The sequence below is a fragment of the Methylorubrum aminovorans genome (genome assembly GCF_022179725.1).
GTDB classification, from domain to species: domain Bacteria; phylum Pseudomonadota; class Alphaproteobacteria; order Rhizobiales; family Beijerinckiaceae; genus Methylobacterium; species Methylobacterium aminovorans.
This window is the reverse complement of record NZ_BPRC01000003.1, coordinates 1-23,299: the sequence shown is the minus strand read 5'-3', so window position 1 is coordinate 23,299 and position 23,299 is coordinate 1. Positions and strand designations below refer to the sequence as shown.

General features: G+C 71.1%; 15 protein-coding genes and 1 pseudogene. 11 read left to right on the top strand and 5 right to left on the bottom strand.

What is annotated here, in order from left to right:
- Positions 1-93: 93 nt before the first annotated feature.
- From MFF24_RS06560 to MFF24_RS06540, 5 genes are all read left to right on the top strand, one after another.
- Entirely contained in the window at positions 94-4,731 is a 4,638-nt protein-coding gene (locus MFF24_RS06560; RefSeq protein WP_238223360.1) for a MupA/Atu3671 family FMN-dependent luciferase-like monooxygenase, read from the top strand.
- A 191-nt stretch (positions 4,732-4,922) separates the two neighbouring features.
- Positions 4,923-6,269: a polysaccharide biosynthesis/export family protein gene (locus MFF24_RS06555; protein WP_238223359.1), complete on the top strand. Its 1,347-nt coding sequence runs from the start codon at positions 4,923-4,925 to the stop codon at positions 6,267-6,269.
- Positions 6,270-6,360: 91 nt separating this feature from the next.
- The gene (locus tag MFF24_RS06550) at positions 6,361-8,097 is read left to right on the top strand and encodes a Wzz/FepE/Etk N-terminal domain-containing protein (protein ID WP_238223357.1); all 1,737 of its coding nucleotides are present in this window, start codon (positions 6,361-6,363) and stop codon (positions 8,095-8,097) included.
- A gap of 151 nt (positions 8,098-8,248) precedes the next feature.
- Positions 8,249-8,551, top strand: coding sequence for a hypothetical protein (locus tag MFF24_RS06545; RefSeq protein ID WP_238223355.1), 303 nt, complete (start codon positions 8,249-8,251; stop codon positions 8,549-8,551).
- Between the two features lie 42 nt (positions 8,552-8,593).
- Entirely contained in the window at positions 8,594-9,409 is an 816-nt protein-coding gene (locus MFF24_RS06540) for a hypothetical protein (RefSeq protein WP_238223353.1), read from the top strand.
- 39 nt (positions 9,410-9,448) lie between these two features.
- Here MFF24_RS06540 and MFF24_RS06535 read toward each other — a convergent pair whose 3' ends face one another.
- The 3 genes from MFF24_RS06535 to MFF24_RS06525 form a co-directional block, all read right to left on the bottom strand.
- Positions 9,449-12,292, bottom strand: coding sequence for a glycoside hydrolase family 9 protein (locus MFF24_RS06535; protein ID WP_238223351.1), 2,844 nt, complete (start codon positions 12,290-12,292; stop codon positions 9,449-9,451).
- Positions 12,293-12,294: 2 nt separating this feature from the next.
- The gene (locus MFF24_RS06530) at positions 12,295-13,686 is read right to left on the bottom strand and encodes a glycosyltransferase (RefSeq protein WP_238223349.1); all 1,392 of its coding nucleotides are present in this window, start codon (positions 13,684-13,686) and stop codon (positions 12,295-12,297) included.
- Between the two features lie 178 nt (positions 13,687-13,864).
- On the bottom strand, positions 13,865-15,220 hold the full coding sequence (locus MFF24_RS06525) for an O-antigen ligase family protein (RefSeq protein WP_238223348.1): 1,356 nt from the start codon (positions 15,218-15,220) through the stop codon (positions 13,865-13,867).
- 318 nt (positions 15,221-15,538) lie between these two features.
- Between MFF24_RS06525 and MFF24_RS06520 the strand changes: the two genes are divergently transcribed.
- Together MFF24_RS06520 and MFF24_RS06515 are read left to right on the top strand one after the other, a co-directional pair.
- Positions 15,539-16,903 carry an oligosaccharide flippase family protein gene (locus tag MFF24_RS06520; protein ID WP_193316414.1) on the top strand — a complete coding sequence of 455 codons (1,365 nt, stop codon included), beginning with the start codon at positions 15,539-15,541 and terminating at the stop codon, positions 16,901-16,903.
- Entirely contained in the window at positions 16,900-17,979 is a 1,080-nt protein-coding gene (locus MFF24_RS06515) for a glycosyltransferase family 2 protein (protein WP_238223346.1), read from the top strand. Before MFF24_RS06520 ends, MFF24_RS06515 begins: the two co-directional genes overlap by 4 nt.
- 235 nt (positions 17,980-18,214) lie before the next feature.
- Here MFF24_RS06515 and MFF24_RS06510 read toward each other — a convergent pair whose 3' ends face one another.
- Entirely contained in the window at positions 18,215-18,430 is a 216-nt protein-coding gene (locus MFF24_RS06510; protein ID WP_152276946.1) for a DUF6894 family protein, read from the bottom strand.
- Between the two features lie 1,065 nt (positions 18,431-19,495).
- On the opposite strand from MFF24_RS06510, the gene MFF24_RS06505 reads away from it, so the two are divergent.
- From MFF24_RS06505 to MFF24_RS06490, 4 genes are all read left to right on the top strand, one after another.
- Positions 19,496-20,173 carry a LuxR C-terminal-related transcriptional regulator gene (locus tag MFF24_RS06505; RefSeq protein WP_238223345.1) on the top strand — a complete coding sequence of 226 codons (678 nt, stop codon included), beginning with the start codon at positions 19,496-19,498 and terminating at the stop codon, positions 20,171-20,173.
- A gap of 579 nt (positions 20,174-20,752) precedes the next feature.
- Positions 20,753-21,544 (top strand): glycosyltransferase family protein, encoded by a 792-nt coding sequence (locus MFF24_RS06500; protein ID WP_238223343.1) that lies wholly within the window; start codon positions 20,753-20,755, stop codon positions 21,542-21,544.
- Positions 21,545-21,639: 95 nt separating this feature from the next.
- Entirely contained in the window at positions 21,640-22,728 is a 1,089-nt protein-coding gene (locus MFF24_RS06495) for an acyltransferase family protein (protein ID WP_238223341.1), read from the top strand.
- 233 nt (positions 22,729-22,961) lie between these two features.
- The gene (locus MFF24_RS06490) at positions 22,962-23,192 is read left to right on the top strand and encodes a hypothetical protein (protein ID WP_238223339.1); all 231 of its coding nucleotides are present in this window, start codon (positions 22,962-22,964) and stop codon (positions 23,190-23,192) included.
- Between the two features lie 13 nt (positions 23,193-23,205).
- On the opposite strand, the pseudogene MFF24_RS06485 reads toward MFF24_RS06490, so the two are convergent.
- Positions 23,206-23,299 (bottom strand): annotated as a pseudogene (locus MFF24_RS06485) (IS5/IS1182 family transposase); the annotation flags it as partial.

The window sequence follows — 23,299 nt, the reverse complement described above, 5'->3', positions numbered from 1 at the left end:
CTTCCTCCGCCGCGGCGGCTCCCCTCCCAGGAAGTCCCGGCAAGGGACCGCGGCGGGTCCGCGCGGCGCATCCGACATCGAAGGCACACGGCGATGAGGGCTTCCACCGAACGTCGGCTCGTCCTGATGGGCGACCAGTCGCTGCTGGCGCAGTGCGGCGAGACCGCCCTGCGGCGCGGGCACAGGATCGCCGCGGTGGTGACGGCGAGCGAGGCGGTCGCGCGCTGGGCGCGCGAGGCGGCGCTTCCGGTGATCGATGCCGGAGCCGACATCGCCGCGGCGGTGGCGGACGAGGCCTTCGACTGGTTCCTCTCGATCGCCAATCTGCGCATCGTGCCGCGGGCGGTCTGGGGCCGGGCGCGCGAGGGCGCGGCGAACTTCCACGACGGGCCGCTGCCGCATTACGCCGGCCTCAACACCCCCGCCTGGGCGATCCTGAACGGCGAGACGAGCCACGGCATCACCTGGCACGCCATGACCGACGCGGTCGATGCCGGCGGCGTCTACGTCGCCCGGCGCTTCGAGATCGGACCGGACGAGACAAGCTTCAGCCTCAACGGCCGCTGCTTCGAGGCCGGCATGGAGAGTTTTGCCGAATTGCTCGACGGGATCGAGGCGGGAACTCTCGCCCCCCGGCCGCAGGAGCAGGGTCCGCTCACGCTCTACCGCCAGACGGCGCGCCCCGAAGCCGCCGGCCTGCTGCTGTTCGACCGGCCGGCCGAGGCGCTGGCCCGGCTCGCCCGCGCCCTCGATTTTGGGCCGGGCTACGCCAACCCGCTGCTGCTGCCGAAGCTCTGGCTCAACGGGCGCGCCTACCCCGTCGGGTCGGTGACCGCGACCGGCGCGCTTACGGTGTCGCCGCCCGGCACGGTGCTCGCCGCCGACGCGGACGGCCTGACGGTCGCGGCGCTCGACGGGGCCGTGCGGGTCGAGGGCCTGCGGCAGGAGGACGGTACGGCGATCATGGCCGACACCCTCGCGGCGGCGGGCGACGCCCTGCCGCTGCTCGCGGCGGACGCGCTCGCCGCGATCGCCCGGGCGAGCGAGGCTGCCACCCGCAACGAGGCCTGGGGCGAGGCGCGCCTCGCCGCGCTCGCGCCCCTTTCGCTGCCGGAGATCCGCCCGGAGGGTACGGGCGAGACGCGCCTTGTGAGCGTCCCCGTCGCCCTGCCCTCCTCCCTCTCCGGGGAGCGGACGGTGTCGATGCTCGCCGCCTACCTCGTCCGGGTCTCCGGCGAGGCGCGCTTCGACCTCGCCTACGCCGACGCCGACACGGGCGCGGCCGGGCGCGCGCATCCGGGGCTGTTCAGCCCCGCCCTGCCCCTGCGCGTCGAGGGCGAGGGGCTGACCGGCGCCGCCCTGGAGCGGACGCTCGCCGACGCAATCGCAGCCCTGCGGGCCCATGCGCCTCAGCCCGCCGACCTGCCGCTGCGCCGGCCCGGCCTCGCCGCCCCGCGCTACGGCGTCGCCCTGGCCGCCGCCGAGGCGCCGGGTCCGCAACACGCGGTTGCCGGCTGCCCGCTCACCCTGGTGGCCGGCAGCGGCGAAGCGCTGATCGTCCACGACGGTGCCCGCTTGCCCACCGCGGAGGCGCAGGCCCTGGCCGAGCGCCTCGCGACCTTCGCCGCCGCCTTCGCCGCCGAGCCCGACCGCCGGATTCAGGATCTGCCCCTTATCTCGCAGGCGCTGCGCGAGCGGATGCTGTTCGATTGGAACCGCACCGAGACCCCCTACGAGGCGGCCTGCCTCCACGCGCTGATCGAGCGTCAGGTCGATCGCAGCCCCGACGCGACCGCCCTCGTCGCCGGCACGGAGAGCCTGAGCTACCGCGCCCTCGACGAGCGGGCGAACCGGGTCGCCCATGCCTTGCGCGCCCGCGGCGTCGGCCCGGACCAGCCGGTCGGCCTCTATGCCGCCCGCGGGCTCGACCTCGTGGTCGGGGCGCTGGCGATTCAGAAGGCCGGCGGCGCCTACGTCCCGCTCGATCCCGCCTATCCGCGCGAGCGCCTCGCCCTGATGATCGAGGATAGCGGCCTCTCCGTCGTCCTGACGCAGCGGGCGCTGGCCGGCGCGGTTCCAGGGGCGCCCGAGACCATCCTCGCCATCGAGGAGGCCTGCGCCGGCTCGGGCCCGGCGACCCGGCCGGAATCCGGCGCCACGCCGGCACACGCAGCCTACGTCATCTACACCTCGGGCTCGACCGGGCGGCCGAAGGGCGTCGTGGTCGAGCACCGCAACGTCGCAAACTTCTTCGCCGGCATGGACGAGCGGGTCGCCCGCGACGCGCCCGGGGAGCCGCACGCGCAGCCCACTTGGCTCGCGGTGACGAGCCTGTCCTTCGACATCTCGGTGCTCGAGCTGTTCTGGACGCTCGCCCGCGGCTTCAAGGTGATCGTCGCCGCCGCCCCGACGGGTGCCGCGGCCGGACCGGCGGCGGTGCCGATGGAATTCAGCCTGTTCCACTGGGGGCAGGCCGAGCGCGGGGGCGAGATGTACCGCCTGCTCCTGGAGAGCGCCCGCTTCGCCGACGCCCACGGCTTCACGGCGGTCTGGACGCCCGAGCGCCACTTCCACGATTTCGGTGCGCCCTACCCCAACCCGGCGGTCACGGGAGCCGCAGTCGCGGCCGTGACCTCGAGGGTGGCGATCCGGGCCGGGAGCTGCGTCCTGCCCCTGCACCACCCGGCCCGCGTCGCCGAGGAATGGGCGGTGGTGGACCATCTCAGCGGGGGGCGCGCCGGCATCGCCTTCGCCTCCGGCTGGATGCCGGAGGACTTCCTGCTGCGCCCCGAGAACGCCCCGCCGCGTAACAAGGACGCCCTCCTGCGCGACCTCGACACCGTGCGGCGGCTCTGGCGCGGCGAGGCCGTCCCCTTCGACGGCCCCGGCGGCACGATCGACGTGGTGACGCAGCCCCGGCCCGTCTCCCGGGAGCTCCCGGTCTGGATCACCACCGCCGGCAACCCGGACAGTTTTCGCGAAGCCGGACGCCTGGGGGCCAACCTCCTGACCCACCTGCTCGGGCAGACGGTCGAGGAGTTGGGCGAGAAGATCGCGATCTACCGCACGGCGCTCGCCGAGGCCGGGCACGATCCGGCGGCGCATACCGTGACGCTGATGCTCCACACTTTGCTCGGCGAGGACCGGGAGGCGGTGCGCGCCCTGGCGCGGGAGCCGATGCGGGACTATCTGCGCAGCGCGGCCGCCCTGGTGAAGCAGTATGCCTGGGCCTTCCCGGCCTTCAAGCGCCCGGCCGGCGTCACCCAGCCCATGGCGCTCGACCTGCGCACCCTCGCCCCCGAGGAGATGGACGCGATCCTCGACTTCGCCTTCGAGCGCTACTTCGAGAATAGCGGCCTGTTCGGCACGCGGGCCGATGCGCTCGCCCGCGCCGCGCAGGTGAAGGCAGTCGGCGTCGACGAGATCGCCTGCCTCATCGATTTCGGCCTGCCCACCGCAACGGTGCTGGAGAGCCTGCACCCGCTCGCCGCCGTCGTGGCGGACTGCAACCGCGGGGCGGCCGAGGCGACGGAAGAACCGGACGGGCTCGGCGCGCTGATCCGGCGGCACTGGGTGAGCCACCTGCAATGCACGCCCTCCATGGCGCGCATGTTGCTGGGCTCGCCCGAGGACCGCGCCGGCCTGGACGGGCTGCGCCACCTCCATGTCGGCGGCGAGGCCGTGTCCGGCGATCTCGTCGCGGAGCTGCGGGCGGCGGGCGTCGCCACGATCACCAACATGTACGGCCCGACCGAGACGACGATCTGGTCTTCGACGCAGGAGGCCCTGCCGGGCGCCGGCACCGTGCCGCTCGGCCGGCCCATCGCCAACACGCGGCTCTACGTGCTCGATGGGCGGATGCGCCCGCTGCCGCCGCTACTGCCCGGCGAACTCTACATCGGCGGCGACGGCGTGGCGCGGGGCTATCTCAACCGGCCCGAACTCACCGCCGAGCGCTTCCTCGCCGATCCCTTCGCTGAGGGCGGCCGGCTCTACCGCACCGGCGACCTCGTGCAGTTCGAGCCGGACGGGACACTGCGCTTCCTCGGGCGCATCGACGGTCAGGTGAAGCTGCGTGGCCACCGCATCGAACTCGGCGAGATCGAGACCGCCCTGCGCGCGGAATCCGGGGTCGGGGAGGCCGTGGCGATCATGCGGGAGGACCGGCCGGGCGACCAGCGCCTCGTCGCCTACATCGTGCCCGACGGCTCCGCCCCGCCGGCCGAGACGCTGCGGGCCGCCCTGGCGCGGACCCTGCCGGAGATCATGGTTCCGGCCCATGTCGTGACGCTGGAGCGCCTGCCGCTAACGCCCAACGCCAAAATCGACCGCAAGGCGCTGCCGCCCCCCCCCGTCGAGGCGGCGGCCGCGCTGGCCGCGGAAACGGTCGAGGCGGCCGAGCCGGCCGACGGGCTGGAGGCGGCAATCGCGGCAGTGTTCGGCCGCGTGCTGGGGCTGGAGCGGGTGGCGGGCGAGGCCAGCTTCTTCGCGCTCGGCGGCCACTCGCTGCTGGCGATGCAGGCGCACCGCGAGCTCAAGGCGGGCGTGGCGCCCCGGCTCGGGATCACCGACCTGTTCCGCTTCCCCTCGGCGCGGGCGCTCGCGCGCCACCTCGCCGATGCGGGCGCCGCCGACGCGGCCCTGGCCAGCGTCTCCAGCCGCGCCGCCCAGCGCCGCAACGCGCTGCGCGGCCGGGGCGGGGCGCTGCGCGAGACTCGCGACGCGGGCTGAGGCGCCCGGAGGCCTCGGCCGAAAGGCGTAGCCTTCGGCGCATTCGGCCGAGGCGTTCAGCCGGACGTCATCCGGCCCGCGCGCCCCGGCCCACGAATGGTTAAGTCGCCTCGCCTTCGCGGGCGCACCTAGGATCGTTCGGCCTGATTTTGCGGCGCGATCCTTCAGCGAACGGCATCGACGGGATGGCCATGACTGCTCTTCTCGCCCTCTCCCCACCGAAGCGCCTGGGCGCGGCCCTGCTCCTCGGCCTGTGCCTGCTCGGGGCGAGCCCGCGGGCCGCCGCCGAGGCGGTGCAGTACCGGCTCGGCGCGCAGGACCGGCTGCGCATCCACGTCTACGAGTGGCCGGCGCTGACCGGCGAATTCACGGTCGGCGCCGACGGGACGCTGTCGCTGCCGCTGATCGGCCAGGTCTCGGTCACCGGCCTCCAGCCCGCGGACCTCGCCCAGGAGATCTCGACCCGCCTCAAGGCCCGCGCCGGCCTGACGGAGCCGCCGGACACCGCCGTCGGCATCGCCCAGTACCGGCCCTTCTACGTGATCGGCGGCGTCGAGCGCTCGGGGGAGTACACCTACCGGCCGGGTATGCTGGTGCTCAACGCGGTCAGCATCGCCGGCGGCGCCTACCGGCGGCCGGAGACGGCGAACAGCTGGCCCATCGTCTTCGAGCGTCTCAAGGCGGATGCCGAGCTGCCGATCCTGAGGCAGAAGCGGCGGGAGCTTCTCGCCCGCGAGGCCCGGCTGAAGGCCGAGATCGCCGGGCTGGAGAAGCAGGGCACGCTCCCGGCCGGCGCCGCCGCGGCGCCCGAGGGGGTGCCCGGCGTGGCGGGCAGCGAGCAGCGGATGTACGGCGCCCTGCGCGCCCATCAGCTCAACGAGCTGCGCGCCCTGCAGCAATCGGCGACGCTCCATCAGGAGGAGATCGTCAACCTCAAGGGACAGCGCGAGGCCGCCGAGAAGCTGCGCCAGTCGGTCCTGCGCGAACTCGCCGAGGTGCGCGACCTGATGGGGCGGGGCCTGACGCCGACCTCGCGCATCCTGCCGCTGGAGCGCACGCTGGCGCAGATCGAGCGCGAGCAGAAGGAACTCGACGCTCAGGCCCTGCGGGCGCGCCAGAACATCAACACCGCCGAGCGGACCGCCGCGACGGTGCGCGACGAGCGCGCGGTGGCGGCGGTGCGCGACCTCCTCGAGGCTCAGGCGCTCCTCCACGACACCGACGGACGGATCGCCGGGGCCGAGCGGCTGATGCGCGAGAGCGCGAACCAGGCGGGCGAGAGCGCCATCAGCGAGCGCGACGCGCCCACGCAGTTCGCCTTCGCCATCGTCCGGGTGGAGGGCGGCGAGACCCGCGAGTTCGAGGCGCAGGAGACCACGCCCGTGCTGCCCGGCGACATCCTCAAGGTGCAGCTGGTGCGCCGCGAGACGGCGCAGGGCCTGGCCCAGGGCGCTGCCTCCCAGGGGCTCGGCACCGCCGCGCGCCTCGCCGAGCAGGCGCGGGTGAAGGTCAACCTCGCCACCGATGCCGTCCCCTGATCGGGCTCCCGATCGGCCCGGCGCCTGTCACCCGGCTTGCCCCGCGGAAATTCCCGCGCGGAGCCGGGACCGTACTTGAGAGTCGACACCCATGCTGCACGTCAAGGGCACTCCGGCCAACCTCGTCGGCAACGCGCTCCTCCTGGGCTACGAGGAGGAGATCATCGACTGGCGCTGGATGCTGTCGGCCATCCGCCGCCGCCTGAGCTTCATCGTCAAGCTGATGCTGCTCGCGGCCGCCCTGGCGGCGCTCTATGTTGTCATGCGGCCGGTGACCTACACGGCGCATACCCATCTCCTGCTGACGAACCTGAAGCTGACCTTCAGCCGCGACGACGCGCTCTTCGCCGAGTCCCTGCCCGATCCCTCCTTCCTCGAGACGCAGATGCAGATCATGCGCTCGGAGAAGATCGCGCTCGCCGTGGCCGACCGCCTCCGCTCGAGCGAGGGCTCGGAGGCCCCGTCGCCGGGCCTGCTGCAGCGCCTGCGCGAGGAGGCCGCGGCCCGGATCGGCGCGCTCGCGACGGCGACGCCGGAAGGCGGGACCGAGACGCCGCTCGACGCGATCCTGCGCGACGCCGCCGAGGCGCTGCGGCCCGTCGCGGCCGGGGAGGCCAGCGATCCGGACGGGGCCCGCCGCACGGCGATGCGCGAGCTTCAGGCGAACTACAACGTCGACCGCATCGGCATGAGCAACATCGTGATGATCCGCGCCGCCGCCCTCGACCCGGAACGGGCGGCCCGGATCGCCAACGAGGTCGCCCGCGCCTATATCGACGATCAAGTCGCGGCCCGGATCGAGGCGGCCCAGTCGGCGAGCATCTGGCTGCGCGAGCGCCTGCGCGACGTCGGGCCGAAGACGCGCGTCATCGCCCAGGCGGCGCCTCCCACAGATAAGAGCAACCCGCGCGGCGTTCTCATCATCGCGCTCGCGGCGCTCGCGGGTTGCAGCCTCGGCGTGACCTACGCGCTGCTGCGGCAGATGTTCGACCGGACGCTGCAGTGTCCCGAGCAGCTGGTGCGGGCGAGCGGTACCCAGTGCCTCGGCATCGTCCCGCGCCTGCGGGGCGCCGGGCTGCTGGCGCGCTGGCGCGAGCGCCTCCGTCGGAGGGGAACGCCCCTGCGGCCGCTCTCGATCGCGGACTACGCGGCGACCCATGCCGCCTCGACCTTCGCCCAGACCCTGAGTCACGCCAAGGTCGCGATCGATCTCGGTCTCGCCCCCCGCGCGCCCCGCTGCATCGGCGTCACCGCGGCGTTTGCCGGCGAAGGGACCTCCACCGTCGCCCTCAACCTCGCCCACCTCCTCGCGTCCCGGGGCGAGCGCGTGCTGCTGATCGACGGCAACGGCGCCGATCCCGGCCTGACCCGGCGCCTGCTGCGCCGGCCCCAGGACGGACTGGTCGAGTGCCTCGCGGCCGGCGGGCTGAGCGCCGGGGCGGTCCAGGTCGATCCCGCCGACGGGATGCACTTCCTGCCTTTCGGCCGCACCGATGCGCCGCGGGCGGCGCCGGTCTGGACCGAGGCCATGCGCGGCCTCCTCGCCGCGGCGGGCCGCGACTACGACACCGTGATCTGCGACCTCCCTCCCCTCGCCCGCGTCGCCGAGGCGCGGGCGGCGGCGCAGTACGTGAGCGGCGTCGTCCTCGTCGCGGGCTGGCGGCAGGTCGAGTCCGAGCACCTGCGCCTCGGCCTCGCCCAGGCGGGGCTGATCCGGGAGAAGCTCCTGGGCGCCGTGCTCAATCGGGTCGACGTCGCCGCCTTCCGCCGCACCGGCTCGCCGGCCGCCGCCTTCCTATGGCGCGCAAGCGGCCGGGGACAAGCCTGAGGCGGGCTCAGAAGTGAAAAGCCTGCATGCCATCGCGGCGATAAGCCGATATCGGCCCCATCAGGCCTGACGGTGCCGGCCACCGGCCGGGCCTGACCGTCTCGGATCGCGTTCGGTGAAGTCTGAACCTACACCGACGCACCGGGGCGAGATGACGACCGAGATGCATTCTCTCCGATTTCCGTTCCTTTCGAGCACGCCCTTTATCAGCCAGTTGAGCGGATTGCGCGGCCTGTTCCAGGGTGCGCCCCGACCTTTGCCGCCGTCATTGCAGGTCGCAGGGTCTATACTCGAGACATCCCCGGGCATCTTGTGCTTCCAGCCCCGGCCCTGGCCCTTCGGATTGATCTATCACTTCGCGGCGCGCTTCCCCGACGAACGTCTGATCTTCCTTCAACCCGTCACGATGAGTCTCGAACGGCCCACCTTCGCGCTGTCGTTCGCGATCCAGTAACGGCGGCTGATGCGCGCCCATCCGAGCCTTCGGGTCGTCGTCATGGCCAACACGGAGTCGGAGCGGAAGCTTCTCTGTCGCCTCGGCGTCGAGGCCAGGTACATACCCCAGAACATGTTCATCGATGAGAGCATGTATCATCCGCGGCCCGACATCGAACGCAGTTACGACGCGATCTACAACGCGCAGCTTGCACCGTTCAAACGCCATTACTTGGCACGCACGATCCCGAGCTGCGCCTACATCACGAAGCTGTTCAGTCACTTCCCGGCCGAGCACAAGCGGGCCAGCATCGCGAAGTTCCTGGGCGAGCTGCCGCGGGGGCACACCGTCCTCAACGACATCGCGGACGGCGACGTGCGCCTGATGGACCACCTTCAGGTCAACCGCGCCCTCGCCGGAGCCCATGTCGGATTGTGCCTCTCCAAGGTCGAAGGGGCCATGTACGCCAGCGCCGAGTACCTTCTGGCCGGATTGCCGGTCGTCTCGACGCCAAGCGCGGGCGGGCGCGACGCGTTCTTCCATCCGGACACGTGCCTGATCGTCGATGCCCCCCGGGCCGTTCAGGACGGCGTCGCCGCCATGAAGGCGCCGAACCTGCCGCCGGACTACGTGCGCAGCGTGACGATCGGGTTCATCGACCAGCAACGGGATGCGTTCAACCGCTTCATCGACGCGTTGCGCGGGCGGGCGGCGCAGACCTCCGACCGCCGGTGGTCCTTCGCCTATCACCACAAGCTGTCGCAGTTCGGGTCACTGTCCGATTTCGACGCAAGTTCGCCGATGAGCGCGGCCCCGATCCGGCTCGCGCCGAGGGCGGGCGGCCGGGCCACTGAGCGGCGTACGGTCCGGCGATAGGAATCGCGTATCCGGCAGGGCTCCGGCCCCGCGGCGCTCTCATCGTCCTCCGGACGTGATCGCCGTCGGCATCGGACCGGGATCGCGGGGCGGGGTCGGGCGCCCGCTCTGCGCCGCGAGGTGGAGCCAGAGGGCAGCCGTGGTGCCGATGCTCTGATGCACAGTGTATTCCTGCTGCATCACCATCAGCGGGTGCTCGATCAGACCCTCGAAGTAGGGCATGGCGAAGCGGGTGGGCTCGATGCGCCGCTCCGCCGGCACGCCGGGCTCGTCCTCGGGAAAGATCGCCCAGGTGGGGCCGAACAGCCAGTCCGGGGAGAAGGTCGCCTGGGGTCCGAAGCCGTAGATCGTGATGCCGGGCGGCACCGGCACGCCCATGGCGCGGTGATCCTCGTGCAGGGGGTGCCGGACCCGGCGGATGCCGAGGCCGGTGGTGAGACTCAGGCCGAGCTGGTTGGCGCCGAGCAGGCCCTGTGCGGTCTGCTCCATCACCCGCAGCAGCTCCGGGTGGCGGCTCAGCCGGTGGGCGCGGACGAACAGGCGCGTCATCGCCTCGTCGGGTGCGCCGCCCTGGCCCCATCCGGCCGGCGCGTAGGGGTGTTTCATGCTGGGATAGCTGAGCGCGCGCTGGGCGGCGGCGAAGCCGGTCGCCTCGCGGACGAGGGCGGCCTCGATCTGCCCGCGGATCCGCGCATCGGCCTCGGGCGCCGCGGCGTAGTCCCAGGCCGCGTCGGCCCGGCGCTCGGCGATGCCGAATCCGCCGCCCCAGGCCTGCTCGAAGACCTGTCCGAAGGCGCGCCCTTCGCCGAGCCGGAACAGGGCGGCGGCGGCCGCGATTCGGACCGGGCCGGTGATCCGCTGCAGCGTCGCCCGCCGCGTCTCCCAGGGGATGGCCGAGAAGAGCCCGGTCTCGCGGCCCGCGGCCAGTGCCTCGGCATAGGCGGCCTCCGGATCGGCGCCGCCGGCCTCGGCCCAGCGCCAGGCCCGCAGCGCGCTCTCCCGGAACAGGGCGGCCGGCGCCTCCTGGCCGAGGCCGCGCAGGACCCGCGCGAGCCCGGCGGCGGCCCCCGCGTAGCGGTAGCTCGCTATCGGGTCGGGAGCGTAGGCGAAGACCGCCTGATGTTCGAGGAAGCTCGGCTCTCCCAGCAGCGGACCTCCCCCGCTCTCGATGCCGCCGCTGACGCCCCCGTGGGGCGCCTGGAGGCGGCGGAAGAAATCGAGCAGCCAGATCGGCTCGTGCAGGAGGTTGGGCAGGGCGTCGGTGGCGGCGTAGACCGGATCGTCGAGCACCTCGCTCGATCGCGGCAGGCCGAAATCGGCGTTGCGCAGATGCGGCGGCAGCCCCTCGAACAGTTCGAGGAGGAGGCTGGCCACGTCGACATGCTGAATCCGCCGGTCCCAGTCGCCCGCATCCATGTATCCGCCCCAATAGGTCGCCGGGGCGTCGCGGCCGGTGAGCCACGCCGGCTCGAGCGCCTTCTCGGGGGACACGAAGCCCTCGACGCCCTCGACGGACCATGCCAGCGGCAGCCGGCTCAGGCGCACCGGCCGGTCGGGACCCGGGCGGAAGGCGGCGGGGCGGTGGAAGCCGAACCGACCGTCGAGGGCGATGCCGCTGCGATGGTTGTACAGTCCTCCGATCGCCACCCGCGCCGCGTCGAGCCAGACCGTGTCGGCGACTGGGAAGGGATCGGAGACGCCGAGCCCCGGCACGTAGAGCCGGTAGGGACCCGGCCGGCGCGGGCGCCAGGCGGTGTAGTCGAGCTCGAACACGAAGGTCGCGGCCCGGTTTGTTGGATGGGCCGGAAGGAGGCTGCCGCCGCTCCGATCGGCTTCGGGCAGGGGCCGATCCGGAAGGGCCGCGACGAAGCCGTCGCGGGTCGGCGCCTTGACGGTGACGAAGAACGGCACCCGCTCGCCGCCGAGGCGATCCAGGGCGACGCGCTCGCCCTCCCGCAGGCCGTGGCCGCGGGCGGAAACCACGCCGTCCCTGGCCCGGAAGCCGTCGAGCGGACGGCGCAGCCCGCCGACATCGAGGCTGTCGGGCAGCGGCTTGGCGAGGCCGTTGCCGGGTTCGGGGGTGTCCGGCGCGGTGCGCAGGCGGATCTCGCCGGAATGGACGGCCCGGCCGTCCTCGTCCAGCACAACGAAGCGGTTCAGGCCGTAGCGGCGGAAATCGACGGCGCCGGCGGCGGGACCGCCCGGTAGCCACAGGGCGAGGTAGGCGGTCTTTGCGGTGTCGGCCGGGGCGTGGCCGAGCTGCGTGCCCCGCAGGGCGATTGCCCGGGTCGTGCGGTCGTCGTAGGTGAAGGGCGTGGGCGGCAGGAGATCGCCGGGCCAGGTGATGGCGTGGCTGCCCCGCGTCACCGGCCCGTCGAGCTTCAGGTAGACCTGATGGCGGAAGCTCACCCCGGCCCGGGTCCCGCCGCCCTCGTCGCGGACGATCCCCGAATCGTAGGGCATCGACTTGCGGTAGACGGCGAGTACCTGCCGCCCGCCGATCCGGCCGTAATCCTTCGCCGCACCGACGGCGCGCCGATCGAGAGAGGTCCCCGGCCCCGCATCGGCGAGGCGCAGATGCGCGCGGTCCGGCCCGATCACCAGGCCCCACGCATTCCCGTGCCGGACCCAGGTGCCGGGTGCTTCCGGGCGGGGGGTATCGAGGGCGAGGATCCGGCCGGGCGCGAAGGCGGGATCGCGCAGTTCGACCGCCAGGATGTCGGGGGCGGCGATCGTGACCTCGTGCACGCTGACGCCGCCCGGGGCCGGCACCGAGCGGGGCGGCTCCGCGGCCGGCGCCGCGCCGAGCAGCAGGCCCGCGAGCAGAAGCGGGCCGAGCCTACGGCCGAGGCGGATGGCGCCGCTGGCGGGGAGAGCGGCCATGATCACAGATACCGCCGGAGCAGATCGGCCCGCTCGCGGTAGACGGTCTCCTCGTCGAAGCGGGCACCGGTGCGGGCGGCGGCCCGGACCATGCCGGTAAGGCCGGCGCGGTCGCCGTCGAGGGCGGTGAGGCGCGCGGCCAGTGCGGCGGGATCGTCCATGGGCGAGAGGTGCCCGCCCCCGTCGCGCGCCACCAGATCCTCGGAATAGGGGCTGGCATAGCCGAGCAGCGGCGCACCGCAGACCAGGGCCTCGATGAGGCAGCGGGGCGATTCCGGCGTGAGATGGCAGAACAGGAACAGGTGGGCCGCCCGCATCGCCGAGAGGAGCCGGTCCCGGTCGCCCTCGAACCCCGGCAGGGCCACGCAGTCGGCGAGGCCGAGTTCCGCCGCCCGCGACCGCATGGCGCCGAGCAGCGGACCGTCGCCCCACCACGTGGCGGTGAAGCGCAGGCCCGCCTGCCGGGCGAGGCGCAGGGTCTCCAGCCAGTCGAAGGGTCCCTTCATCGCGCTGGCGCGCCCGACATAGACGAGGTTGAGCGGTGCGCCGCCGAGGAGCGCCCGCTCCTTCCCCGCGAGCGCGTCCTCCGGGATGCGGTCGGCTTGAGTCGTGTGCGTGTCGTAGACGCAGAACGGGCGGCGGGCATGCGGCGCGTAGCCGCCGAACGTGTCCCGCCCCTGGAACAGGCCGAGGGCGCTGCGGGCGATCAAGCGATGGTGGTAGCCGACCGTCAGCGGCAGGGTGAGCGCGTTCTTGAGGCGTCGGCGCAATGGGGCCCCGGAGGAGGATCGGCGGATCACCTCGTGCTCCACCCGGTCGAACCAGACGGCGTAGGGCCGGCCCTGGCGGATCGATTCCAGGGCTGCGATTCCACCCCAGTCACCGGTGAGGGAGCCAAGGGTGAAGCAGAGATAGCGCCGCGTCTGGACCGCCTCGGCGAGCCGTCGGCGCGTGCCGCGGTAACGCAGGACGAAGGGCAGGAGGCGGTAGGCCTCGGGCAGGGCGATCACCGAAAGACGGTAGGCGCAGGCGAGATCCGCCACGGGGCGCCAGACGGCGGTGGCCTGGGCGTCGGCGGGATCGGGAGGTCCCTCGCCGGCATCGATCCCGGTGAAGGTGACCTGGGAGAAGGACTCGCCCCAGCGCTCCAGACCGGCGCAGGTCTGGTCGTCGAGGCAGAGCCGGCCGGAGATCCGCCGCAACGGCACATGGGTGACGAGAAGCACGCTGTCGGGGACAGGGCCGCTCTGCCCGCCATCCCGCTGCCCGCAGAGGCCGGGACGCGGCGCGGCGACGGCCGGATCGGGCTCGCCCGCGGGGGGCCCCTCGAAGGCCAGTGCCGCGCCCGGGTGCGGCGCGCGGGCGAGGGTCGTGCGGGTCGTATCGAGCGGCATCGTCCCATCCGCGGCGAGAGGACCGGCGAGAGGGCCGGTCGATGGATGCTGGCGGTGCAGGTACGCCGGAACAACCTGTCCTTTGCGGTCGAGGGGGCGGCCCGCTCATCCCGAAGCGGTAGGCGGGGCCGCGCCCCCGACCGTCATGTCGCCGGGATTCGCGTCACCGGGCTCCGGCTCATTCGGCCGGAGCGAGGAGGGCACGTCCCGCCGGGAGAGGCGTCGGCTTCCGTTCCGGCATCGGCGCCTCGCGCTCGACCCTGTGCGCCAAGCCCAGGATCATCCCGGCAACCACGGCGAAGAGGTAGAGGCTGTCGCGCAGGAGCAGGATGTATTCGAGCGTCGAGTGGAGGCAGACCATGAGAAGGCCGACGCCGAGCCCGATGAGCAGATCCCCGTCCTGTCCGGTCCGTCTCGGCCAGCCGACGCGGAACGCCTGGATCAGGGGATAGCCGAGGAGCAGGACGAGCCCGGCGAGACCGGGCCAGCCGGTTTCGGAGGCGGCGAGCAGGTAGGCGTTGTGGACGAGATTGTTGCGGTTGCCCTCGGCGGCGGCCACCCCGGCCCCGTCCGAGTATCCGAAATTCTTGGCGACATAGACGTAGTGGTTGGCGCCGATTCCGAGCGGGTTGTCGAGCAGGATCGCCGTCGCGGCGCGCTCGAAGGCGGCACGCTCGTCGTATTCGTGCTCGTAGAGGGGATTGGTCGCGAAGCGCTTCTCGAACGAGGCCATCGCCAGCGGCACGAAGGCCAGGAGGATGAGGGCGCCGCCCACGCCGCCGAGGCCCTTGCGCACGGTGAAGCGGCGCAGGCTCGACAGGACGTAGATCAGGGCGAGCCCGATGACCGCATAGAGCAGGGTGGCGCGGGAGGTCGTGAGCACGACGGCGGCGATGCCGGCGAGCGGCACCACCAGCGTGGTCCAGCCGCGGCGGCCGGCGAGCAGCAGCGCGAGTTGCGGGAACACCGCGAGATGGAGGACGAGGCCCAGCGTGTTCTGGTGGGCGAAGGTGCCGCTGGTCTGCACGATGCCGAGGCCGAAGCGCTGGAACAGCGTCGTCAGGCATTCCAGGACGACGCCCAGCGCCATGCCCGTCAGGATGTGCCGCACGACGTCTGGATCGCGGCTCGCCCGCGCGACAACGACGAGCAGCAGCGCGACCCGGCAGACCTGCCAGAAATAGAAGAAGGCCGCCGTCGGCTCCGCCGCCTGGAACAGCGAGAGCAGGACGGCGCCAAGATAGAGTGCCAGGACGGCCGAGTAGGGTGAGCGCAACCGCGGCTTGGTGAGGCCGACATAGATCGCCAGGACGAGCAGGTCGAAGGCGGTGACCTCGAGCCCGTTCACCACGCCCGGCCAGTCTGCGCCCCAACTCAGAATGGCGAAATCGAGCTGCGGCAGCGCGGGCTGCAGGAAGGGCAGCAGCCCGAACAGGATCCACAGCCGCTTATCCAGCACGTCGCCGCCGCGTACCCACAGGGTGAACGGAACGAGGAGGCCGAGGCCGACGGCGAAAAGCAGCGCAGAGGTCAAGGTCGGGTGGTTCCGGTGATCCGTAACGCGAGCCTAGGCGAGGGCCGGGACGGCGCCGGCCAGCACCATTCAGGGGTTCTCGCCGATCCGCGGGAGGTAGCGCCCTACCCCGTTCGGCCGATCCGCTCCGATCCGCTCCGGCGAAGGACGGCATGTCTCGGCGCATGGGTCGCCTCTAGCCTGACCGTGACCTTCGAGACCCGAACCGACAAGGGGAACGTGGATCGTGCGTCCGTGCCGTGAGACCTCCGTCATGCCTTCGTGCCCTGCGGTCCCTCGCTCGGCCCTTCCCCGCTCCGCAGCGCCGGGGCACCGCCCGTGAGCGGCGTCCTGACGCTGTCCCGCGGCGCGATCCTCAGCGGCAGTGCCTGGACGATCGGCACCTACGCGGCGAGCGTCGCGTTGCGCTTCGGCTCCAACGTCATCCTGTCGCGCCTGATCGCGCCCGAGATCTTCGGCATGGTCGCGGTGATCATGGTCATCCGGGCGGGCGCGGAGCTTCTGTCCGACATCGGCATCGGCCAGAACATCGTCAACAACTCGCGCGGGGACGAACCGGCCTTCTACAATACGGCCTGGACGCTGCAGGTCTTGCGGGGACTGATCCTGTTCGCGATCTGCTGCCTCTTCTCCGGGCCGCTGGCGGAGATCTACGGCGCGCCCGAAGCCGCGATCCAGATCGGGGCGCTCACGCTCGCGGTGGCCGGCACGACCTCGACCTCTCTCTACCTGCTGCAGCGGCGCCTGAAGCTGCCGATGCTGACGCTGTTCGACCTGATCCTGGACTTCATCGGTACCGTCGTGCTGCTGCTGCTGGTCTCGTGGAGCCCGACAGTCTGGACGATCCTGCTGTGCAATCTCCTGAGCTCCCTGCTGCGGGTCGCCGCCAGCTTCATGATGCCCGAGGCGCGCAACCGCTTCCGCCTCGAGCGTCGGTCTCTCGGCGAGATCGTCCGGTTCGGCAAATGGATCTTCCTGTGGTCGATGGTCGGCTTCTTCAGCCTCAACATCGACCGGCTCTACATCGGCAGCCTCGCGCCGCTCGCCCTGCTGGGGATCTACAGCATCGCCCGGACCATGGCCGACCTGCCGGCCGCCCTGGCCGGCCGCCTGGGCCATTCCATGGTCTTTCCGCTCGTCTCCGCGGCGGGCGACGTGCCGCACGACCGGCTGCGCCGCGAGATCGGACCGATGCGCCTCGGCTTCCTCCTCACGGCCGCGGTCGGGATCGGCGGTGTGGCGGCCTGCGGAGACCTCCTTCTCCGCGTCATCTACGATCCGCGCTATGCCCTGGCCGGCGCGATGCTGCCACCGCTGCTGCTCGGCAGCTGGGCGACGATCCTGTGCACCACGAACGAGTACGTCCTGATCGGCCGCGGATTGCCGCAGGCGGGCACCATCGCAAGCGTGGTCAAGCTCGCCTACCTGCTGATCGGTCTGCCGCTCGCCTTCGACGCGGGCGGAATGCTCGGCGCCCTGTCGATCCTCGTGACCGCCGACGTCGTGCGCTACACGGTCCTCCTCGGCGCCCAGCTGCGCCGGCGGACCGGTTTCGGCTCGCACGATCTGCTCGCCACCGCCGTCCTCCTGGCGACGCTTCTCCTCGCCACGATGGCGCGTGGAGCCTTCTCCCTCGGCACCGCCTTCGACGGCCTGCCGCAGTTGCGCGGAGCTTTGCTTTGACCCGCCCGATCACCGCGGCGACACGGCTCGCCCCGCCCGCCCTTGGCCCGTCCGCAGGGGCGGCCGGCCGAGCGATCGCCCCCGGGGCGGAGCCCCCCCTCGGCGTCGTGGTCATCGGCCGCAACGAGGGCGAGCGGCTCAAGCGCTGCCTCGCCTCCCTCGCGGGGACGCCCTGGCCGGTCGTCTATGTTGATTCGGGCTCGACCGACGGCAGCGGCGCCCATGCCCGCTCGGTCGGGGCGGAGGTGGTGGAGCTCGACCGGGCGCTGCCGTTCACCGCCGCGCGCGCGCGCAACGCCGGGATCGCGCGTCTGCGCGCGAGGCACCCGGAGACCGTCGCCATCCAGTTCGTCGACGGCGATTGCGAGGTGCTCGAAGGCTGGATTCCCGCCGCCCTGCGCGTGCTCGCGGCGGACCCGCGCTGCGGCGCGGTGGCGGGCCGGCGGCGCGAGCGGCACCCGGACGGATCGGTCTACAACCTGCTGTGCGACATCGAGTGGAACACGCCGGTCGGTCAGGCGACCGCCTGCGGCGGCGACGCCCTGGTGCGCGTCGCCGCCCTCGACGCCGTCGACGCCTACGACTCCTCCCTGATCGCGGGGGAGGACGAGGATCTGTGCGTGCGGATGCGTCAGCAGGGCTGGACGATCCAGCGGATCGACATCGACATGACGCTGCACGATGCCGCCATGACGTCGATGCGCCAATGGTGGAAGCGCACCGAGCGCTCCGGCTACGCCTTCGCCCGGGTGCACGACCGGCACAAGGCGTCCGCGGTCCCGCACTTCCAGCGCCAGGTGCGGAGCACCCTCGTCTGGGGCGGGGCGGTGCCGGCGCTCCTCGTCGGGGCGATGCCGATCTCGCCGCTGCTGCCGGTTCTGGGGCTGGCTCTCTACGGTCACCTGTCCTGGCGGGTCGCGCGCGGGCTGAGGCGGCGCGGCTTCGCGGGCCGCGAGGCCTGGACCTACGGCGTCCACTGCGCGCTCGCCAAGCTGCCGCAGATGGTGGGCTACGCCCGCTTCCACCTCGACCGGCTCCGGCGGCGCGACACCGTCATCATCGAGTACAAGGGCTGAGGTCGAACCCGAACCGGGCGCGGACGGTCCTCCCCCGGCCCCGAGGCGTGTCCCCACCGAGACGGGTCCCCACCACGATGCGCCCCGATGCGCCGTCGACGCCGGCGCGGCCCCATCCTCGTTCCCCGCCGCCGTTGCCGGCCCGGGTGACCGCCGCCCTCCCCCCCGCGTTAGGCCCTCCGCACCGGTATCGCCCGCGGGACGGCGTCCGGTGACGGAGCGGCCTGCGACGGGCTCAGAGCGGCAGGCACTTCCTGACCACGCCCGCGTCGTCGCGGACGACGAGGAACCACCCATCGGCGATGTCCTCGAATTCCCCTGCGGCGCGCAGCTCGTCGACGCCTGCGGTCACCTGCTCGAGCGCCGCGGCGAGATTGATCGCCCAAACGCCCTCCTCGTCGCGGATCGCCTCGCGTCCGTTCTCAAGGTCAAAGTGAAAGCGAGAGTTCAATCCAGCCTCCAATCGAATCATCCCGACCGTGGATAAAGGAAAAGATAAATCGAAACCCCGGGAAACTTTTTACCAACTCCGGACAATGAATTCCACGACCGGAAAAATCCTGACGTTCGTCAGTCTGTCGTCGCGGGCGCCGGGGCAAGCCTCGGATCGATCGAGTCGCTTTGGAGGTAGGCGAGACCACCTCGGACGGGTGGGGATCCCCCCATCTCTACCCCGGCCATGACGCCGGATGATCCTCGGCCGCGCGACCATCATCCAACGGCCTAGGGGGAGCTTTCATCCGCGGGTCGGGTGTCGGTTCGCGGTCCGGATCGAGCGGCAAGTTCGACAACGAGAACTTTAACGACCGAAATTCAACTTCCGCCCGCTGATTACTTAAGCAATTTAACTGTCGAATTGGAAATTCGGTTTATCGTCGATTTATTATATTTTTCCACTCAAATTCAACACAATCAAGTACATTACCGATCAAAATAGACCGCTTTGCTTTTCGCGGGACACCCAAATGATATTAGACAATTTTTGTTAAAATTCGACCCCATCCACCAAACAGCTAAGTCAGGCTGAAAGCTGATCAAATCAATACATCGGCTCGGCAATCATAGCCCTGAGGCGAGCCGGAGACCCAAGTATATTCCGACCGTGGAAAAACATTCTCCCGAAAAGCAGAGGTAAAAGCATTCATTCGACATCGAGTTTTCCTTTACAGTTTTCACGAACTAGATTTTTGATGCGATCGCAGCAAAGACCGATGTGATTCTACCGATACCCGAAAGGAGTAGCCGTTTCGATTGACAGGATCTGCAAAAATCCGTTAACGTTTTTTTAATGCAAAGCTACATCGTCCGGATACAATCTGACGATGAACCGACAAGGCGCCTCGACTGACGCGGATTGAACATGATTTGTTAACGTCCAGTTGTTGAAGGGGGGTGGAAAATGAACAGCGTGGATGTCGTTCGGGTTGGGACTCCGGCTGGTCGGCATATCGCCTTTGAGGCACAAGTCGACCAAGGTGGGTTGATCCCGTCCGCCGCCGGCTTGGTGGAGTCCAAGATGGTGCGGGCCGAGGCGGGCGGCCATACGATCGTCCTGATCGACCATCGTCCTCTGGTCGGCCAGTGCCTGCTCACCTCCCTGAAGGGGACGGACAAGACCGCGACCTTCGCGCTCTATCCCAGCCTTCAGCGGTGGCGGGAGGACGGCCTGCATCCGGCGGCGTCCCTCGTCGTCCTCTGCCTGCCCGGCGGGCAGACGGCGGATGCGGAGCTCGCCTTCATCACCCGCGATCTGGAAGAGCTGCGCGGCTGGAACGACACCGCCTCGGTGATGGTGATGTCGGACACGGAGAGCGCCGAGGTTATCGTCAGGATATTCCAGCTCGGCGTGCAGGGCTACATCCCGACCACCAGCTCCCTCGATGTCGCCGTGCAGGCGTTCCGGCTCGTCTGCGCGGGGGGTGTCTACATGCCCGCCGCCTGCATGCTCACGGCGCTCGCAAACGGCTCCGCCAAGCCGCAGGGCACGAAGAAGGACGACGAGGTGTTCTCGCCCCGTCAGATCAGCGTCGCCCGGGCCCTGCGGAAGGGCACGCCCAACAAGATCATCGCCTACGAGCTCAATATGTGCGAGAGCACCGTCAAGGTTCACGTTCGCAACATTATGAAGAAGCTTAAGGCGAAGAACCGCACCGAAGTCGCCTATCTGACGAACAAGTACTTCCAGGACGAGTGACGTCCGAAATCTGCACGAGAAGCGACGAGATCGCGTCGGGTGTGCCGAACGGGGTCGCCCGTGACGCCATCCGAGGCGCCGACGCGAGGGGATCGCCGACCGCACGGGTCCGGCCCTCCCGCCTGTTCCTGACCAAGCTCAAGGTCAATGAGCTGCCTCCCGGAGACCGCGCCCCGTCGCGGACGGGTGCCGCTATCGCCCCCGCGAGGCCCGGTGCCGTCGGCCGGCGCGGTACGCGGAGGGGAGGCCGGCACGCCGGCGCGCCGCGGACCGGGCGAAGCGGACCGAGCCTGCCCGCGGATACGGATCCGGGCACGAATCACTTCTCGCAGAGGTTGCGTGCGCGACAGCGGTCGATCCCGTGATTCGCTGCCCGAGTGCCTTCCGGCCCCGATCGATTCGGGCGATAGAAGCGCATCGCCGCGCAGAGGCCGCCGGCTACGCCTTTTTCCCGAACCGGCCCCCTCCCACCGGGCGGATCATCCGCACAGAAGCCGCAGGTAACGTGCCCTCCATGGGGCAGCCGTCGCCGGGATCACCTCGGGACGGGCACGGCAGGGACACGCGGGAGGGGCAGCGGTGCTGGAGCGGTTCGAGCGCGTCGTCGTCGTCAATCTGCCCTCCCGTGCGGATCGTCGCCGGGAGACCGAGCGCGAGCTGGCCCGCATCGGGCATTTGCGCGCGGCAACGTTCTTTCCGGCGATCCGGCCGGCGGAGGCGGGCGGCTTCGATTCGGTCGGCGAGCACGGCGCCTATCTCAGCCATCTCGCGGTCTGGCGCGCCGCCCTCGGGGTGCGCTCGCTCCTCGTCATCGAGGACGACGTCGCCTTCGCCGCCGATTTCGCCGCCCGCGCCGGGCTGGTCACGGAGCTGCCAGAGGCGTGGGACGTGTTCTACGCCGGCCACATGCAGCTGCCCGAGCTGCGCCGCGACTGGACAGAGACCGGACTCGTGCGGATCGCCCCCCTCGTCGAGTTCATCGGGCTGCATTGCTACGCGGTGAGCGGGCGGGCGCTACCCCGGCTCGTCGCAGCCGCGGAGGCGTTCCTGATGCGCCCGCACGGACACCCGCAGGGCGGGCGGATGCCGATCGACGGGGCGCTCAACATCGCCCGGCGCCAATGCGGCTTCGCGACCTACGCGGCGATGCCGCCGCTCGCCGAGCAGCGCGCCTCGCGCACCGATATCGGAACGCTCAAGTGGTTCGACCGGATGGACGCCCTGGCGGCGCCGGTCTCCGCCGCGCGCGGCCTTAAGAACGGGCTGCGCCGCACCGGGCGCGCCCTGCGCCTCGGTCTTCTCGGCGAGAGCATCGTCCCGAAAGGTGGGCGCCGGCTTTCGGAGAGAGACGATGCAAAATCAGAAGCTTAGAGCCTCGTTCCGAAAAGTGGCCGCCGGCCTTAGGGGCGATGCGGCGAAACAGGTTGGAGCATCCGGCCGGATCGAGCCGGGGAAAGGAGACTATCGTGAGCGTCGCCGCCTCCCGTCCTCTCTGCGCAGGTACGTCGCTGGACGGGGAGGTGCAGGCGCTCCAGTTCCTGCGCTTCGCCGCCGCGCTGATGGTCGTCGTCTACCATGCCGGCATCGCCGCACGGGCGCAGGGCTTCCTCGGACCCGAGCACGATGCCTGGCTCGATCTCTCGGTAATCGGCGCGAGCGGTGTTCACATCTTCTTCGTCATCAGCGGCTTCATCATGGTCCACGCAACTCGGCATTCCAGCCGGGACGCCGCCGCTGCGGGCCGCTTCCTCTACCGCCGCTTCGCGCGCATCTTTCCCGTCTACTGGCTCTATTGCGGCCTCTACGTCGCCTTCCATGCCGCGTTCCTGAAGCCTCACGCCCTCCCTCCCTGGGAGGCGCTCGGCGCGCTCCTGCTCTGGCCGGGCTCCTCGGCGCTGATCATCGGTCCGGGCTGGACCCTCTCCTACGAGCTGCTCTTCTATCTCTGCTTCGGCGCCTGCCTGCCGCTGGGCCGCCGGCTCTCGCTCAAGGTCCTGACCGGGCTGCTGCTCGCCGCGGTCGTCGCCGGGTGCCTCCTGGAGAGCCGCGGGGCCGCCCTCCAGGTCATCACCAGCACGCTCCTGCTCGAATTCGTGGCGGGGATGTGGATCGCCGTCCTCGTGACCCGCGCCGCCACCCTGCCGCGCCTGCTCGCCCCCGCCGCGATCGCGGCGGCGCTCGTCGGCTTCCTGGCATCGGCCGTCCTCGGCTTCCCCGCGATCCCGACGGTGCTGCTCTGGGGCGTCCCGAGCGCATTGCTGGTGCTCGGCATGACGCTTCAGGAGCGACAGGGGCGTACCCCACGGGCGGTGCTCCGCCTGTCGCCGCTGGGCAACGGCTCCTACTCCCTCTACCTGCTGCACAACCTGCTGCTCGATATCGTCTTTCTCGCCCTCGCAGCGGTGGGGGCGGGCAGCGGGTACGGCGGCCTCTGGACCGCCCTCGCCGTGCTCGCCTCCTGCCTCGTCGCCGAATACGCCTACCGCTTCGTCGAGGCGCCGCTGCTCGCCGGCCTCACCGCCTTGCGCCGCCGCCCGGCGGGGGCGACGGGGTGATTCCGTCACCTCCTGCCGCCCAAGGCAGGGTGGATCGGGCCCGCGCCAGCGGGCCGCCGTTCCCTTCCGTCCGGCGGGTGCCGGGACGCCGGACAGTCCCGAGCGTCGGGGTCGTCGGAACGCGACGCCATTCCGTCCCGATGGAAATCCCGTACTCACGTCCCGTGATAGAGGTCGTCCGTCGCGTCGAGAGATCGACCGATGGCGATCCACGTCATTACGGAGGATGCATCATGCGAAAGATCGCGCTCTACGCCGTCTTTCCCGCCGTCATCATAGGAAGCAACCTTTCCACGACGCCCGCGATCGGCCGGTCGCCCAAGCTCATGACGACGCGCGACATCGATAGCGCGTGCCAGGCCTACGGCTGGGTCGGACGCAGCGCCTGGGAATGCTGCAGCGGCCGCTGCGAAATGGTGAAAGGCGACCGCTGCCGGTGTCTCGGTAACAGGCCCTCGTTCTAGGTCGCGTGGACAGTTACCGGAGCCATAGGACGATGGCGGCGAGCGTGACGACGGCGGCGTAGTTGCGGGCGGTCTTCTCGTAGCGAGTGGCGACGCGGCGGAACTGC

What these genes read in the sequence shown, in the direction of transcription:
- MFF24_RS06535 (WP_238223351.1), bottom strand. Translation starts at nt 12,292, where the DNA reads ATGGCCGCTCTCCCCGCCAGCGGCGCCATCCGCCTCGGCCGTAGGCTC.
- MFF24_RS06550 (WP_238223357.1), top strand. Translation starts at nt 6,361, where the DNA reads ATGCTGCACGTCAAGGGCACTCCGGCCAACCTCGTCGGCAACGCGCTC.
- MFF24_RS06545 (WP_238223355.1), top strand. Translation starts at nt 8,249, where the DNA reads ATGACGACCGAGATGCATTCTCTCCGATTTCCGTTCCTTTCGAGCACG.
- MFF24_RS06540 (WP_238223353.1), top strand. Translation starts at nt 8,594, where the DNA reads ATGGCCAACACGGAGTCGGAGCGGAAGCTTCTCTGTCGCCTCGGCGTC.
- MFF24_RS06560 (WP_238223360.1), top strand. Translation starts at nt 94, where the DNA reads ATGAGGGCTTCCACCGAACGTCGGCTCGTCCTGATGGGCGACCAGTCG.
- MFF24_RS06530 (WP_238223349.1), bottom strand. Translation starts at nt 13,686, where the DNA reads ATGCCGCTCGATACGACCCGCACGACCCTCGCCCGCGCGCCGCACCCG.
- MFF24_RS06505 (WP_238223345.1), top strand. Translation starts at nt 19,496, where the DNA reads ATGGTGCGGGCCGAGGCGGGCGGCCATACGATCGTCCTGATCGACCAT.
- MFF24_RS06555 (WP_238223359.1), top strand. Translation starts at nt 4,923, where the DNA reads ATGACTGCTCTTCTCGCCCTCTCCCCACCGAAGCGCCTGGGCGCGGCC.
- MFF24_RS06490 (WP_238223339.1), top strand. Translation starts at nt 22,962, where the DNA reads ATGCGAAAGATCGCGCTCTACGCCGTCTTTCCCGCCGTCATCATAGGA.